Source organism: Xanthocytophaga agilis, assembly GCF_030068605.1.
Classification (GTDB): domain Bacteria; phylum Bacteroidota; class Bacteroidia; order Cytophagales; family 172606-1; genus Xanthocytophaga; species Xanthocytophaga agilis.
In genome coordinates, this window is record NZ_JASJOU010000020.1 from 21,423 (window position 1) to 36,648 (window position 15,226).

Annotated in this window: 16 protein-coding genes; 7 read left to right on the forward strand and 9 right to left on the reverse strand. The window is 39.9% G+C overall.

The window, feature by feature from the left end; genetic code table 11:
• Positions 1-233: 233 nt before the first annotated feature.
• From QNI22_RS35585 to QNI22_RS35600, 4 genes are all read left to right on the forward strand, one after another.
• The gene (locus QNI22_RS35585) at positions 234-1,484 is read left to right on the forward strand and encodes a leucine-rich repeat domain-containing protein (RefSeq protein ID WP_314518797.1); all 1,251 of its coding nucleotides are present in this window, start codon (positions 234-236) and stop codon (positions 1,482-1,484) included.
• A gap of 333 nt (positions 1,485-1,817) precedes the next feature.
• Positions 1,818-2,240 (forward strand): hypothetical protein, encoded by a 423-nt coding sequence (locus tag QNI22_RS35590; RefSeq protein ID WP_314518800.1) that lies wholly within the window; start codon positions 1,818-1,820, stop codon positions 2,238-2,240.
• A 97-nt stretch (positions 2,241-2,337) separates the two neighbouring features.
• Positions 2,338-3,042: a hypothetical protein gene (locus tag QNI22_RS35595; RefSeq protein ID WP_314518803.1), complete on the forward strand. Its 705-nt coding sequence runs from the start codon at positions 2,338-2,340 to the stop codon at positions 3,040-3,042.
• 51 nt (positions 3,043-3,093) lie between these two features.
• The gene (locus QNI22_RS35600) at positions 3,094-3,294 is read left to right on the forward strand and encodes a hypothetical protein (RefSeq protein WP_314518806.1); all 201 of its coding nucleotides are present in this window, start codon (positions 3,094-3,096) and stop codon (positions 3,292-3,294) included.
• 372 nt (positions 3,295-3,666) lie between these two features.
• Here the strand turns inward: QNI22_RS35600 and QNI22_RS35605 are convergent, their stop codons facing one another.
• Positions 3,667-4,575, reverse strand: coding sequence for a helix-turn-helix domain-containing protein (locus QNI22_RS35605; RefSeq protein ID WP_314518808.1), 909 nt, complete (start codon positions 4,573-4,575; stop codon positions 3,667-3,669).
• 22 nt (positions 4,576-4,597) lie between these two features.
• Positions 4,598-5,416 (reverse strand): oxidoreductase, encoded by an 819-nt coding sequence (locus tag QNI22_RS35610; RefSeq protein ID WP_314518811.1) that lies wholly within the window; start codon positions 5,414-5,416, stop codon positions 4,598-4,600.
• A gap of 125 nt (positions 5,417-5,541) precedes the next feature.
• Between QNI22_RS35610 and QNI22_RS35615 the strand changes: the two genes are divergently transcribed.
• Positions 5,542-5,880 carry an acyl-CoA thioester hydrolase/BAAT C-terminal domain-containing protein gene (locus tag QNI22_RS35615; protein ID WP_314518814.1) on the forward strand — a complete coding sequence of 113 codons (339 nt, stop codon included), beginning with the start codon at positions 5,542-5,544 and terminating at the stop codon, positions 5,878-5,880.
• Between the two features lie 152 nt (positions 5,881-6,032).
• On the opposite strand, the gene QNI22_RS35620 is transcribed toward QNI22_RS35615, so the two are convergent.
• The 5 genes from QNI22_RS35620 to QNI22_RS35640 all read right to left on the reverse strand — a co-directional run bounded on the left by QNI22_RS35620 (position 6,033) and on the right by QNI22_RS35640 (position 12,221).
• Entirely contained in the window at positions 6,033-7,541 is a 1,509-nt protein-coding gene (locus QNI22_RS35620; protein ID WP_314518815.1) for a choice-of-anchor I family protein, read from the reverse strand.
• A gap of 267 nt (positions 7,542-7,808) precedes the next feature.
• The gene (locus QNI22_RS35625; protein ID WP_314518817.1) at positions 7,809-8,048 is read right to left on the reverse strand and encodes a helix-turn-helix domain-containing protein; all 240 of its coding nucleotides are present in this window, start codon (positions 8,046-8,048) and stop codon (positions 7,809-7,811) included.
• A gap of 843 nt (positions 8,049-8,891) precedes the next feature.
• Positions 8,892-9,902 (reverse strand): hypothetical protein, encoded by a 1,011-nt coding sequence (locus tag QNI22_RS35630; RefSeq protein WP_314518819.1) that lies wholly within the window; start codon positions 9,900-9,902, stop codon positions 8,892-8,894.
• 430 nt (positions 9,903-10,332) lie between these two features.
• Entirely contained in the window at positions 10,333-11,751 is a 1,419-nt protein-coding gene (locus QNI22_RS35635; protein ID WP_314518821.1) for a hypothetical protein, read from the reverse strand.
• 155 nt (positions 11,752-11,906) lie between these two features.
• Entirely contained in the window at positions 11,907-12,221 is a 315-nt protein-coding gene (locus QNI22_RS35640; protein ID WP_314518822.1) for a hypothetical protein, read from the reverse strand.
• An 823-nt stretch (positions 12,222-13,044) separates the two neighbouring features.
• Between QNI22_RS35640 and QNI22_RS35645 the strand changes: the two genes are divergently transcribed.
• On the forward strand, positions 13,045-13,674 hold the full coding sequence (locus QNI22_RS35645) for a hypothetical protein (protein ID WP_314518823.1): 630 nt from the start codon (positions 13,045-13,047) through the stop codon (positions 13,672-13,674).
• 27 nt (positions 13,675-13,701) lie between these two features.
• On the forward strand, positions 13,702-13,866 hold the full coding sequence (locus tag QNI22_RS35650; RefSeq protein WP_314518825.1) for a hypothetical protein: 165 nt from the start codon (positions 13,702-13,704) through the stop codon (positions 13,864-13,866).
• 2 nt (positions 13,867-13,868) lie between these two features.
• Here QNI22_RS35650 and QNI22_RS35655 read toward each other — a convergent pair whose 3' ends face one another.
• Both QNI22_RS35655 and QNI22_RS35660 read right to left on the reverse strand, forming a co-directional pair.
• Positions 13,869-14,417, reverse strand: a complete 549-nt coding sequence (locus QNI22_RS35655; protein WP_314518827.1) for a hypothetical protein — start codon at positions 14,415-14,417, stop codon at positions 13,869-13,871.
• Positions 14,418-14,825: 408 nt separating this feature from the next.
• Complete coding sequence (locus QNI22_RS35660) at positions 14,826-15,185, reverse strand: hypothetical protein (RefSeq protein WP_314518828.1); 360 nt, start codon at positions 15,183-15,185, stop codon at positions 14,826-14,828.
• Positions 15,186-15,226 lie beyond the last annotated feature (41 nt).

The following is a 15,226-nucleotide window of genomic DNA, read 5'->3' on the forward strand; positions in this document are numbered from 1 at the left end:
TCAGGTAATTCAGACAAAACAGCTACCAAACTCAGGTAGCTGTTTTATAATTGATAACAATCTAAATCTCATCAGAAAAGGCTTGCTTTTACTACTCTCGTACAGACTTCTCATCTTCTGTAAAGAATCAATACATATTGACCTGATAAGGTAACATGAGAGCTAGGAACAATCATTTCTATTACTTCCTGAAAAGAAAGTCCTGTATATTGCCAGGAAAAAATCATTGCCCAATGGATAAACTAACAGACAAGGAAAATATACTGAGGCTGCTACGATCTCGGGATCAAGGTAACATCGAACTCGGATTAGCATTGGCAGAATCAACGTCTACAGATATTCAATCGTTTGTTGGGGATATTAACCAATTGTATCAGGCTAAGCATGGGTTTTCAAAAGCAGACTTAGCTGAAAAGATAGTAGATATCTATACTATGGAAGAATTTACGATCCATAAAAACGTGGTTCTTGTAGAGGAATTCTGGAACCTGGATCAACTGATTACTCTACATATATCTGCTCTAATAGAGAGATTGCCCATTGAATTTACCAGCTTTCCTAAGCTAAAAGAATTGGATATTCCAGATAACCATCTGACTTGTTTGCCTTCCGAAATAGGTAATATGGTTGGCTTAACAACCTTACGTCTGAATAATAACAAACTAACTACGCTACCTCCTGAAATTGGTAAACTTAGGAATTTGGAAAACTTGATTTTGGATGAAAACCAGATTTCCAGCCTACCTGGAGAAGTAGCCAGTCTGACACAACTGCGTTGTTTGAGTTTGGGAAGAAATGGGATGACCGAATTGCCCCTGGAAGTAACTGAAATCATTAATCTGGAGCGATTGTATATAGAGGAAAACCAATTGAAGACATTGCCTTCTCAGATTGGGAACCTGGCTTATCTTAAAGAATTTGATCTAACCCACAACCCCCTGGAATCATTACCAGAAGAGATTGGACACTTAACCAATCTTACAGAATTACTCCTAAGATACAACAAACTACAATCGATCCCTCGTACTATTGGTAATCTGACCTCATTAAGAAGATTGAATGTAAACAATAGTCAACTTACCCATTTGCCTGATGAAATTTGCGACTTACCCAATCTCACGGAATTGGATATAGACTACAATGAACTTACAAGCCTTCCTGACGAAATAGGTAATTTATCCAATTTAACAGAGTTCTACGTTACACACAATAAACTTACCAGTTTACCGGATGAAGTTGCTCAAATGATCAACCTTGAAATAGTAGATTTAGAAGACAACCAGTTTTCAGAATTTCCAATGGCAGTTCTGGAGCTAAGTAACTTAAAGGCTTTACGATTAAATAAAAATCCATTGAAAACCATTCCATCTGAAATCTCCAGGCTTCAATCACTCAAAGAGTTAAATTTATTCGATACATTACTAGATAAAGAGACAAAGGCGAATGTTAAAACATGGTTGCCTAATTGCCAGATTTATTTTTAGCTATGAAGGTCAACCTGTTAGAAGGGTGGCCTTCATAATTTATTCTTTACTTCACTACTGACTCCCCACTCTGTTAAAGAACCAATACATATTATCCTGAAAGTGGCATGTAGGCACTAGAAGAAGAAAAAAAGGTAGCATAAAAATTTACCTCATTCTGATTTACAGCCACTTGTGTAATCAAACTTTTGAAAGATCAATTCCTTCTTCTGATAGGAGAATTACACAATTTGACAGCAGTTATTTTGTTTTATTTATTTCTATATATTGGCAGCAAATACCGGACAAATAGTTATATCTAATTGTTTATTGGTAGAGCAAACTGAATATAAAGTGAGATTTGGAACAAAGGTTTTGATTGTAATCTGCTTCGTCCTTTTTTTAGGCTGTGGATATTATTTCGGCTCTTACTATCATCAGAACGTAAAGCGTCACAAACAAATGTATTGTTATGAGACTTTTTCGGGACCGATTAACTCAGCTTTAATTGTAGATGATGTAAGTGATGGAAAAGAGTTGATTGCCTACTATAAATTGGTAGAACAAGGTAAAAATCCAATAATTAACTTCAGGATACAAGGCTTACCAACTGATGAACCTGTTTATATAATGGGTTATATAGGTGAAGATTCGTCTCTGGTAGATGTAGTTAACTACTGGAACGGAGGAGGCAAGTCAAGACAATGGTATCTGAGAGGCTATGTATACAGAGCCACTTTACACGAACAACCTCCCCGGCAAATTAAATCAGATTAAAACTATCTCTATTCTTACTTTGCCATCAATCTATCTACTTTGATTCAATAAACACAAGGCAAATTGCACAACTATCTACTCTACAAAGCAAATTAAAATGAAAAGTCTATCCCTTATTATATTCTTATTTCTAATAATATTTCACGCACGTTCTCAGGAATATGAATTTGATATACATCGTAAAAAATTGTCCGATGTAATCAAACTGGAACAAACACTTGGAAGCGAACCCAGCAAAACCAACTATAAACATATGCTACCAGCGGGAGTAGCACAACCCATTCTTTTTACAAGAAAGCAACATAACATACCTGATTTACAAGTCCTGTATTTTTACTATGAAAAGGACTCTACTTTCTATTCTATAGTATATGAGTGGGATGAAAGTAATAAAACAGGATATCTGGAAAACAACAAGAAGAGTCAGGAATTCATGAAAAACCTGATTCAAAAGTATAATGATCTTGAGAAACTTATCTCAAAAGAGTTTGGACAGAGTAAGAGCGAAGGAAAACTAAGTCCTTTATCAAAAAGTGAAAAAGAGGGTGGATTGACAAAACGTGATGTCTGGAATCCTGATGATAGTACGGAAATAGAGCTAACCACAGTTATTTCCAACTATTATGAGAAGAAAAATATGGTTACCACCAATCCATCTCATAGGATCAGACTCTATGTTAGAAATACCCAGCAGAAACTAACTCCTTCACCTAAATTGTCTCAAGGCAAAATTGATTCACTAACTCTGGTTGCCCGCAGCCTGTTTCAAACACTTGCCAACAAAAATTTTGAACAGGCCTAGTCATTTCTTTCTGAGCTTGTAGTGGATAAAGTAACCAGTCAACAACTTGAGATGCTTTCCAATAGTGCCGATTTTACCAAAACATTCGAAGTATACTTTAGTGGTGTACAAATAGGACTTGATGGAACTTCTTTCACCATGTTACAATACAAGGATACTCTTGATTCAAATAACCCACCAAAACTATTAATAAAGGTTGTGTTTGATAGCAAAGGCAAAATAGCAGGAATCCAGCCATTGAAAAGAGTCTGACTTATTAATCGGATTAAGAGTAAGCGTCTATCACTGATCAATGAGTGTAGATTTAGCTGAAAGTTATCAAACCTAATTCCTCTTCATTCATCACACCCTTGCCGATAAAAGTACCAGCAAGGGTGTGAGAAAATACCTGGGTTGAATCCCACAAACTGGACTAACCACAATGCCTATATAATCCCTAATGTGTTCCCAAGAATAATGGCAAACATTCTGTGAGTTCATATAAGTTCTTCTCACCTCACTACCGCCCCCATTTCTGTAAAGAGCCAATGCCCATTAGCATGATAGATGGCATGCAGGCACCAGAGAAAGAAACTACATACACAATTTCAATTCAGCATAGTGCTATCTGATCAACTACATATCTCAATTCAACTTTCTATACTCTTGTGGTGTCATTCCGGTTTTGCTTTTGAATAAGCGACTAAAGTAATGGGGATAGTTGAATCCTAGGCTATAGGCGATTCCACTAACGGGTTCGGTCTCACTCAACAATAATGTTTTCGCTTTTTCAATGATAAAGTTATTGATTTGATCTTTGGCACTGTATCCGGTTTCTTTTTTCAAAAGATCACTCAAATAATTCCCCGAAAGATGAATCTTATCTGAAAAATACTCGATTGTGGGTATCCCCATTTCGGTAAACTTTCCCCCTTTGTAATAGCTGTTCAATAGGGAATGAAATTGGCTGATCACATCCGAATTTTGTGCGGAACGAGTGTTAAATTGTCGTTCGTAGTACCGTTTTGATAAATTTAACAACAATTCCAACGAGGAACAGATAACCGTTTGGCTATGATTGTCGATACGCTCCAAAATTTCCCGTTGAATCAGGCTCATACAATCCGTAATTGTTTTTTGTTCTGCATCTGATAAATGCAAGGCCTCATGCACATCATAGGAAAAGAACCGGTAGTTTTCGATGGCTTGTCCCAGTGAAGTGTTTCGAATTAAATCGGAATGAAAAAATAACATCCATCCCTGAATCTCATTCAGCTCTTGCGCTTTCATTACAGACTGCACCTGATTGGGAGCCGTAAAAATCAAGACACCTTCATGAAAGTCATACGAGTTTCTTCCATACTGCAACCCACAACTTTTATCTTTCAACGCAATGGAATACAATTCAGAGGTATATTTTACACCTACAAATCTTGCCGGAATTTCCCATTTTGACACATCGATGATGCTGATCAAGGGATGGGTTGGTTTGTCAAATCCAAATACCTCATGCAACTGGCTGATGGATCGTATGTTTTGAATTTCCTGATTCATTTTTTCTGAATGCTATTGGTTTTTAGTTAACCTGGCTCATGATCATTCTGTCAAAAAATCTATCTCCAAACCATTTTCGGATAGCGATGGCAGGTTTTGCCATATAGCCTTTTACATACCGGGTTTTTGGTTTTTTGTCGGTTGCTGCTTTGGCAATGGTTTTGCCCAAAATTTCTACATCCGTTAATTGGTCTCCACTATACGTTTTCCTGGTAACCTGTGCAGCCTTATTGGCAAAGTCTGCATACGCACCCTTTCCGGAAGTTTTCTCCAGGTTATCAGCCGCAATGATTCCCCAGGGTGTTTTTATCCCTCCGGGTTCTACTATTACCACATCAATTCCAAATGCTTTCACTTCCAGTCGTAAACAGTCACTCCAACCTTCTACGGCATGTTTGGTCGCATGATACCAGGCACCCATCGGAGTATAGATTTTACCTCCCATGGAAGAGATATTGACAATTCTTCCATAGCGATGTTTGCGCATACTGGGCAATACCAATTGTGTCAGTCTGGCCATACCAAACAAGTTTACTTCAAACTGTCTGCGGGCTTCCTCAAGCGGCACATCCTCTACGGCTCCATACGAACCATAGCCGGCATTGTTTATCAAAATGTCTATTCTACCTTCCTTTTTCAGGATAGTGTCTACAGCCTTGACGATTGAATCTTCGTTGGTCAAATCTAACGAAACTATCCCTATTCCTTTTTCTTTCAGATCATTCATTTCTTCCATCCGTCTGGCGGCTCCATATACGATATATCCTTGACTATGAAGTATGTGGGCGGTAGATTTGCCCATACCTGAACTTGCTCCGGTAATTAATGCTACTTTTTGCATGATTTCTACATTTTAATTAGTGTGATGAATTATTTACACTACAAAGGTAGATCAACCTGCTGGCTTGCATTAACACACGATCAGGAAGGTATAACACAAATTACAGAAAGATATAATAACACAATATGACTTCTAATAATAGCAAAGGGCCTATTCTGTTACTTTCCGGCCAGGATGATCAGCGGTGGCCCTCGGAACGGATGGCCATCTTAATTGAAGGCTGGTTGAAGGATAAAAATTATCCTTACGAAGTCCGCAATGTCATTTACCCAGATGCTGGACACTGGCTACTTTCCTTTAAGGACTCTTATCCCATCATTGCCAGTAGTTTTTTCCGTAATGGAGGCATGAATATTAATGGCAAACACTATCAGTTTGAGAACGGAGGTACTGCCTGGGGTACGATGGTTGCTCGAAGAAACGCAAGAAAAGAAACCCTTCAATTCTTAAAGCAGTTTAAGTAAAACTCTTTCATTGTACTGCTCCCAACACCTGGATTCATTTGGCCATGTACAGGAGCAGACAGATACTTTTCTTTACGTAAATAAATTCATTAGACAAAAAAAGCCGACCAGAGTATCTGGTCGGCTACTGAGATTATGTCTACCTGATTGGCTTATAATTTATTGGCTTTATACAGTTTAACCAAGCCATCATTCTCACTGCTAACCACCAGCAAACTTTGTTGAACAGGACTTTTTGATGCGGGAATAAATAAGACCCCTTCTGGGGCATCACCCGTTTTGATAGCTTTGATAAAGCTGGGTGCTAAAGGATTTGTCACATCGTAAATGGCAACAGCATCTGCTCTTTCCATACCCACAAAAGCTACCGTTTTACTTCCGACTCTACCAATGGCAATAGCTTCTGGTTCAATAGATTTATCATCACTCCTGCCATCATCATACAGGTTTGCTTCCTTAGCCTTTACATCTAATTCATTCTTACTATCAAATACTTGTTGCCCTGTGGCAGCATTCCAAACAGAGAATGACCTGGCTCCAAAACTATACAAAGCATCGTAATCACCATCCTGATCGGTATCTCCCAGTGTGGTTGTTACATTTAATCTTCCCAACTGAGCCTCAGTTTTAAGTGTTGTGGCATTTGGAAAAGCAGTTTCATCCAGCTTTAAACTTGAAATCCGTTTCGCTTCTGCAAAGGCGGTATATTCGCGTGCATCGCCTTCATTGGCTGTAAATAAATAGGGTGTGCCATTAAAATTCATATACGCGATGGCATCTGGCATATATACGCCAAATACTTTCCAGGTATTGAATACCACATCATTATCCTTATCACTTACATCAATGGCATTAGCGGTAGCCGAATAATCTTTAAACCCTAAAGGCATAATTTTGGCGACAGTGCCTGTTACTAAATTAATTTCAGCAATCGCATTGTTTTCCTGAAGTGTTACCCATGCTGTTTGCGAATCTTCAGATATGGTAATATATTCAGGTTCAATATCTTTGACAAAGTCTTTATCAGGACCAAAAACGCGGAATCCTTTTGTGGTTAAGTCGGCTAACTGACTTGCAAAGCCTGAGAAATTAATTGTTTTTACTGCATAATTATTTTGAACATCAATAATAGAAACGGAGCCTTCCGGATCATTTGTATAGGTAGCATTTGGCTCTCCTTCATTTGCCGAAAGGATATAGTTACCGTTAGGACTATATGTGACCATATCAGGCAAAGCACCTACTGTAATTACTTTTTCTTCGGCATAGGTTGACGCATTGAAAACGACAATTTTTCCGTTTGCCTGCTTGTCCGTCGATTCTATTGCTGCTGCAACTTTTCCATTATATGCTGCAACACTATTCACAAACCCACCATAAGGACTCATGCTTATAGAATATACTACATTTAACGTTTTGGGATCTGATAAATCAATCACATCAATTTTATTTGTAGTACCATTATTCACAGCGAATAATTTTTTCGTAACATCATCATACGTAGTGATTTCAGCTGCACCAGCACCCCCTAAATTAATCGATGCAATTTCTTGATACGTAGACAGATCTTCATTTACTATAAACTCCAATGGCTGAGTTTCATCTTTTGAACAAGATAAAAAAGTAGCAAAGACAGCAATAATAAGTACTCTTTTTTTCATGGTAAGTGTTTTTGAAGCAAAAGTATGCCCCTTTTGTTACCTTACTATTTCTGGCTTTTTAACAAATCATTAACATAATTCCTTTCACACACTTACTTTACATACTATCAAAAGTCTATCCTGGTCGGATGGGATGCAAAAATACGCCGATTCTGGAAGCCTCTGCTCATCAGGAACTGGAAAAAGGTTTTACAACTTGTGCACCATGCAAGAGGTTTTTCCCGCTGATATTTATAGACCATAATGCAATCTAAATGATAGTGATCTTCAACTAGAAACACCCTTCACTACAGGCTCGCCCACTCCCGTAAACAGCCAATGCACATTGGCCTGATAGGTGGCATGCAAACACCAGGGAAAGAAGCAACTTGGTAGCTGGTGACCTTTTTCCAGAGAGGATAGGTTGCCCTGAGCTACTCCCATTCGCTGAGCAAATTCGCGTTGGGAAAGGTTGAGTATGTCCATTCGAAAGAGGCGGATGCGTTCGCCGATATCTTTTAGGTTCATAGTATAACTGGTTTCTTTTGTGTACATTCGTTTGCTTGTCTGCTGACCGGAATTCTGGTCTAACAACTTGGTGACTGGAACTATGGTCAGCCAATAAGTTGACTGGTATTCGGATATTTTTTGACAGTGAACAGAATACCAGTCATTGGATAAATTGACCATACTTCCGGTCAAAATTAAAAGTGAACAGAGTTCGAATATTTCTGGAAAGTGATCATAGTTCCAGTCAAACTAAAAAGCGACCGGAAGTATGGTCAAAACCAAAAGCGAACAGACTTCCAGTCATTTTGTAAACTGATTCGATTTCTGTTCACTTGCCTTGCTGAACAGTTGCCCAATCATTCTGTCTTCCATTACAATTCTGACCATACTTCGGATATTTCTTCTGTGTGACCTGAGATCTGTTCACACATGGCAAATCACCTGATTGTTGCCATCCAACACATAGGTATTTTCCGAACCAATGTAGGGGCGCACCCATGTGTGCGCCCGGTTTCCCGCAAACAATGTCTGTGGTAATACGATATTGTAGGGGCTGGGCTTGCCCCTGCCCGGTTTCCGTTCACGAATGATTTGGGTCTGTTAGACGACGATTTCGGATTAATCCCAGACATTCATTGTTGGAAACACGGGTACCCGCAAGGGGCACCCCTACATTTCCCGACGTTGGTTTATAAACATAAACCGGGTCTGTGGGAAACCGGGTGCACACATGGGTGCGCCCCTGCATTGGTTCGGTATATTTTCAATCGTTCGGAGGGGAAACGTCTGGGCGATCTGCCAATCGCCCCTACTGGATATCGAAATCATTGTTGTTAGAATTGACATTTTGCCAGCCTCTGTTTACGATGCTTTGGTTTTCTGTTTCTCCTGCACCTTCTTCCACTCTGCCTTGAGCCATTCGACCAGTTCGGGTTGTCGGTAGGTTTCATAGTAATCTACATAATAGAGGAATTCCTCTTCTGTCATATGGTCCAGATACAGCGTTAATTCAGCCATGATTCGCTGGCGGTTTTGGGTCTCTGTCAGTTGCTTGGGACGAGGTAGCTTAGAAGCAGGTTTGCCTGTGTCTGCAAACACTGCATCCAGGTCTACGCCTATCTCGGGTCTGTCGGGTGTGGCTGAGTGGGTATCCTGTTCTGTTGATAAGCTTTGGGCAATTTTCTGGGCAGACAGGCTTTGGAAAGGTTCTCTGAACTGTTCAGGCGCTTTATCCAGGTTGCTCACAATGTCATACAGAATAGAACTCTGCGAATACTTCAGATCCTTGTGTTTCTGCTCGCGTAACGCTTCTTTTTCCTGACGGTACTTTCGCAGAAATTCACCCAGCTTCACAAAGTCAAACGACTCATAGAGCTGCCCATACTTGCCACTCTGGGTATTGCGAAGGCATAGCAGCACATCGGTGAGTGACAGATCCCGAAAATCGACCTGTACCATACTTGCCATGGCAGTGGTTTGTTTCACAGTCAGCTTTTGTTTGATAGTAACCGACTCAGTAAACTTTTTGATCAGCACAAACAACAGTCGATTGGTGATTTCATCGCCTTGGGCACGAGCAAATACCTCCAAAGCAGGAGCACGGGAGGCAATCTCCTCATTGGCATGCTTGTGCATCTGTCCGACGAGCACACTGTAGTCGGCCTGTAAAGGTTGCATGTTGTAAATCAGACTTTCACTTTGTTGCGGAATAGCCTGCAGCCCTTCCATCAGTGTTTGGGCATAGATCTGGTATTTTTTGTCTACGGTCAGCTGAGCCGGAAGGTTGTTTTGCTGCAGCCATTCGAGCAGATTTGTGATACGCGATTGAGCTTGCTGAATCAGATTCAAAGACTGGGACTGCTTGCCAAGCATGGCAATGACGGATGTTGAATCAGGGACATGATAAAAAATTAGCTGGTTATTGAATAAAACACATAAAAAAATTGCCTGCTGATTGACCTATTGTCTGAATCCCGGATCTTCCTTTTCCAGACTTCCTTCCCTCAGGTTGGAGAAAACACCAACAAGGGGAGCAAAAGATTTTTTTTCTCGTCCTCTCCCTGTCCTTCTGAAAGAATCTATCTTTTCTCGTCCTTCTGCCCCTATCCCTGTCCTCCTAAAAGGAACTCGTGGCAAGACCGGCGGCCACTCCGATTGGAGAATATTCTTTCGCTCACAAACCAAACACGGCTCTATTTGTCAAGAGATTCTTTCAGAAGGACAGCGAAGAGAGAATATCCTTTCAGGAAGACAATAAAGGGAAGTGGTCTTATAGTCCGACCCGTTATTCAAACAATCCACTTTAATCCCGACACAGACGCATCAGACGGAGGTATTCCTCATCCTGATCTCTGGGTGGTGCAAACGACGAACGGGCTCCGCCACCATTACCTGACTTGATAGCCGCATAGTACTTTTCGAAAAACCGATTCAGGTCGTTTGGCGCTGTGTAACCATTGTCGCGATACCAGGTAGGAATCTTTTCCAGCAAGCTCTGGAAGGAATGGATCACTGACTCATCAGGAATCTCTGCCAGATCCAGATTGGGTTGCTGCCACTGAACAGCTATTTTATAGCGGATCTGTTCCAATACCTGTTTGAGAAACTTGTCGTCACGCCCATAGACCCACTTGTAAGCCCCGAAGTATAGCTGATAGACCTCTCGACAGGGCGTAAGACATGGATCGACTGGAGTAGCCTTAGAATCGTTTTTAAGGCCATGCACGTTTTGCATAGCATTTTCTATCTGTACAGCCTTAGGGGAGGGGGGAGGCGGAACCTGGGGAGGGGTTATTATAGCGGCTTCTACAACAGGTTGGTTCCGTTCTTCGTCATTCAAAAAATTTTCTTTCTTCTCCCCTGCTTGTTCATTTTTAAAAATCTCCTGCTCATTTGAAAATTGAAAACTTTGCGCGTATGCGCTTTTTTCTGTTATTGTATTGTTATTATTTTTGTTTTTATAGGTGTTATTATTACTGTTACTATATATGTTATTATAGTGTGCATTTGGTTCAGAAGCCAGGCGATCCAAATGCATAAGCTGCTCACTAGTTTGTTCATAACCCAACTGCATGATTGTATCAGTGGTCTCTGTTTGAATTTCAGAGCCTGTCTGCTTGCTCATTTCAGATGTATGCATAGATTTCACAGGTACGTTCATAGTTTGGACAGAACTACTCTGTGAAGACTGCATAGGCTGAGTATTCTTTTTTGCATGGGTAGTGTGAAAATACGGCATAGTATCCTGATTCTGTTCAGTGCCAGTCGGCAAACTGTTCACAGCCTCTTGTATAGATTGTACATGTGTAGGTTGTGCATGACCACCAGATGAATTATGCACCGACTCTCTGTATTTTAACTGGATGTTTCGCTTGTGAATTTTATACAAAGCTTCAATATCAGGCTCGGCATCTGGCTCAGAAGTAGGGATAGGTAATCCTCCTTCTTTCTGGCATTTACGAAAGGCGGTTTTCCAGGCTTTGCTTGCCCGGACAAAGCGTGATTTTTCATCAACCTCAATCAAGCCTTTTTCTGTTAATTGATTCAAGGAGTTAAATACCCAGCGTGAACCCATCCGAACCCGATTAGCCAACTCTTCCCGTGAGGCAAAACACCATCCGTTTTGAGCCGACAATCCATCAATCAAATATATCAGCGCATATTCAGGCATTGTAAGATCAAAGTGGTCAAGCAGGTCATGATAAACAAGTGTGTATTGCATAGTGGTATGTGATAAGATAAAGAGTGAATAGATGAATAAACAGACGATTTGCGTTAGGCAATAGAATTCCACCACCCAGTGTAAGTACCAGGCAAATGCAGCTAGGATCACACCTGGGCATTGGGAATGAGAAACGATAAAAGGATTACCTGCTCTTAGGAAACAGGTTCGATAGTGAGGTATGACGGATTGTCGACCAGCTTCAAAATCTCGGCGTGTTCAAATGTCCACTGAGCATTTTTGCCAGCTCCCACCCGTTGACCACTCTGGATCACTCCAGCTCCTATGAGTCTATGGATATGAAAGCGCGAAACGCCCAGTTGATTTTCCACATCGGCCATCGTGATGCGTGTAGTCTGACCTGTAGCCTGATGGATGTATAGGGCTTCTAGTCGTTTGACCTCTGCCTGCAAACAGGCTAGTTCGGTTTGTAGCTGTTCTAGTTGCTGGGATAGGCGCAATGCGTCCATAGTATATACCTGGATACGAATTAAAAAATGAATAAAACAGAAAATAATGCAAAGGCAGGGCGTACAACTGAGCAATTGTACTTTTTTGTGGAGGGCAGGTTAGTGTCCCGGTCGGCGTGGGGTACTCGGGGAAATACTAAAAAATAACGGGGTACTATCAGATACAAATGAAGCAATCACTAACAAACTGTTCACAAGTGACAAACTTGTGTGTACTAAAAATGATAAGGGTTGATAGTGAGACAAAGTGATTTTTGTGGGTAAATGGCCAATAGGAACACCTTTTTCGGTGGATGATTTTACAGTTTTCATGAAAGTTGTATGGGTTTGAAGCACTAAAAAAGTAAATAGACTGGTCAAAATTAAGCCCCTGGTTTTGATCATTTCTCAGATGTGAATCTCTAAAAGCAAAAATAACCCAAACCAATAAGAGGTGCAAATGAAATAATAAAAAATTATTTAAAAATAAAATTTATATGATTTTTCTTGGATATATGGGAAGTATTATCTTGTAAAATCAATCCTATTAATCCCCATTTATTGCAATTTCAAAGGGAGATATTCAGTTATAGATTTATAACTGCGAAAATGGAGAAGAATATAAGTGATACTGATAAACATGTCAGGATTTATCCTACAGAATCAAGTTGACTGGTATTGAGCCGTTGATAGTATTACCAATCTACGTGTGTGGAAAGAACTCTCTGGTGATAACATAAATGATCGGGGAACATATTGCCTAAATGGAGGTTGACAGACGTATACCAGCATTTATTCTTTCCTTCACGTTTGTACTATATTTGGAGCAACACTATTCTGCACTATGGGACTATTTGACTTTCTGAAAAAAGACAACACCACTTCTTCTATACTAACAACAGACAATGGATGGCCTGGACCAACCTATTTAGCCGACTATACTGAACATATTGCAGGTGCCAAAAAAGTTTATCCCTTTGAGTGGCGTAGAAAGCTAATCTCTACAGCAGGAAACTCAAAATTTAAAATCAAGTACTACGGACAACTACTCCATGCTATGTGTGATATCTTGATTGTTGGGACAGATTTTGCACCCGCTTTGGTGGTTGCCAAAGACATTGTAAGTGGACAGGAGATTTTACTTTTTGATGGTTGTAAAAATGGTTTTAATCCTATGTTTTGTGATGAGTTTACTAGTGAGCAAATTACGAATAGACCACTGGACAACTGGTACATTGACAGAAACAAAAATGACAGTTTTGAAATAATCCTTTCTGCTTACTATCAAATTGACTTTGATGATGAAAGTGAGGGCTTTTTAGAAGATGTTGATGAGAATGGCTTTATAGAACTCGCAGACCAATCAAAAATGGAATTTGAGAAAGCAAAACGAAATGCATTTGATGTGTTTCAAATAATTGCCATAACTGAAAATGGCAGAAAAATAGAAGTGCTAGCAGAAGAACTTGCGTAGAAAAAATTACAGATGATAGTGGGTTTTATGCAAGTTTGGCTGGACATTTCTCCCTCGCTGGTATTATTACCAGCGATCTTTCACCACTTTGCAGCTATGGTGACACTACTATTAGCAGCAGGGCAAAAGATGACCACTCCAAATCATTCAGATAAGATTCCAGGGTATATTCAGGCGGTCTTCCTCTGGTAAATTTATTTTGCAGGGTTTAGAGTCACAAGTATCTTAATTTTGTTGACTGCTTCTGTGCTTTGCCAGATTTGCTGCGATTTACAGAGACTGACGATGTTTTTATCCTTAAATTTTACTTTATGTGTTCCGTAATACCCCCCATTCATTTCACCATCTGTGTCTTTAATTAAAATCAGGTCACTCTGCTTGAAGTCGTAATCGCTTCCGAGTGTTTTCATGTAATGATTTATAGCAAAGGGAAAAGAAGTAAGCGGTTCGAAAAGGCTCTGTGGTCCTTTTTGCAGATTCTGCCCGAATTTGAAAAGCTCCGTTTTTTGATAAATGGTCAGCGTTGTCTCCCTTATCAGATTCCATTCACTCTTATATGGAATGCCCACAGAGTCTGCCAAAAAAACCTCCAGTCCGTCAATGATTTGGCCGCTTATACTGTCTCGCACATCCACAATGATAGCGAAAGCATGATCAAAACCGCAATGCTGTGCTTTTACAGGTGAAAAAGCAGTCACTAAGGCAGTTATCAAGGTAAAAAGCAAGAAAAGTTTTTTCATCATTGGGTTTAATGGTATGTGCCTGATACAAGTTCTATTGCCAGCTAGCCTAAATATACTACTCTTTTTCCGGACTTCTGTCAGCACAATAACCTCACCCGTCCTGAGTGGTTAAGTGATATACTAGCTAGCCTCATCAGTTCAAACTATGAAGGGAGGTTTAGGGATGTTTGTAATCCTGGCTCTGGTGGCTGTGGTACCTTGGGGATAGGATCTGATTTCTTTCCACAGGAAAAACCCAATAAAGAAAACAGTAAAAACAGAAGAAGTGCTTTCATATGAACCAGAAGCAGGCAATGTTGAGGATAAGTACAAATTTGCTATTTATTACTGACAAGTCTACTTTGTAAACATGTTTCCTATCCCACTTTGGTCTTATTCTCATAGTTGTTGGTAAGCATTACTAACCTATCAGTTCAACAGATTCTTTGGATAGGGATAATTGGGTAACCTGTCTACTCTATCTTTGATATCTTCCCATTTTAGAGAAGCCCAGGCAGGTATAAAACCATTGCCAAAATCTCCGCCCAATTGCACGAGTGCATATAGAGCAACTCCCAACAGATAACTTATAGTATAATATCCGAATACAGTAAGTGATATAGTTTCTCCTTGGTACGTGTATATAAAGTTATCACTTGGATAGTGAGGATTTATTATCTCATATTCATCATAAATTACCTCTATTCCAGTAATTTCATTGATTTTTGCAATAAACTCTTCTATAGAAGGAGGTGGATCTGTAAATTTAATGTCTCTATGGCATACCATACCGCAACATATAGTGAATTAAACAATGGGTGACTCCTCTC

Coding starts and splice junctions, on each gene's coding strand:
- QNI22_RS35585 (WP_314518797.1), top strand. CDS start 234: ATGGATAAACTAACAGACAAGGAAAATATACTGAGGCTGCTACGATCT.
- QNI22_RS35595 (WP_314518803.1), top strand. CDS start 2,338: ATGAAAAGTCTATCCCTTATTATATTCTTATTTCTAATAATATTTCAC.
- QNI22_RS35600 (WP_314518806.1), top strand. CDS start 3,094: ATGCTTTCCAATAGTGCCGATTTTACCAAAACATTCGAAGTATACTTT.
- QNI22_RS35605 (WP_314518808.1), bottom strand. CDS start 4,575: ATGAATCAGGAAATTCAAAACATACGATCCATCAGCCAGTTGCATGAG.
- QNI22_RS35610 (WP_314518811.1), bottom strand. CDS start 5,416: ATGCAAAAAGTAGCATTAATTACCGGAGCAAGTTCAGGTATGGGCAAA.
- QNI22_RS35615 (WP_314518814.1), top strand. CDS start 5,542: ATGACTTCTAATAATAGCAAAGGGCCTATTCTGTTACTTTCCGGCCAG.
- QNI22_RS35620 (WP_314518815.1), bottom strand. CDS start 7,541: ATGAAAAAAAGAGTACTTATTATTGCTGTCTTTGCTACTTTTTTATCT.
- QNI22_RS35625 (WP_314518817.1), bottom strand. CDS start 8,048: ATGAACCTAAAAGATATCGGCGAACGCATCCGCCTCTTTCGAATGGAC.
- QNI22_RS35630 (WP_314518819.1), bottom strand. CDS start 9,902: ATGCTTGGCAAGCAGTCCCAGTCTTTGAATCTGATTCAGCAAGCTCAA.
- QNI22_RS35635 (WP_314518821.1), bottom strand. CDS start 11,751: ATGCAATACACACTTGTTTATCATGACCTGCTTGACCACTTTGATCTT.
- QNI22_RS35640 (WP_314518822.1), bottom strand. CDS start 12,221: ATGGACGCATTGCGCCTATCCCAGCAACTAGAACAGCTACAAACCGAA.
- QNI22_RS35645 (WP_314518823.1), top strand. CDS start 13,045: ATGGGACTATTTGACTTTCTGAAAAAAGACAACACCACTTCTTCTATA.
- QNI22_RS35650 (WP_314518825.1), top strand. CDS start 13,702: ATGCAAGTTTGGCTGGACATTTCTCCCTCGCTGGTATTATTACCAGCG.
- QNI22_RS35655 (WP_314518827.1), bottom strand. CDS start 14,417: ATGATGAAAAAACTTTTCTTGCTTTTTACCTTGATAACTGCCTTAGTG.
- QNI22_RS35660 (WP_314518828.1), bottom strand. CDS start 15,185: ATGGTATGCCATAGAGACATTAAATTTACAGATCCACCTCCTTCTATA.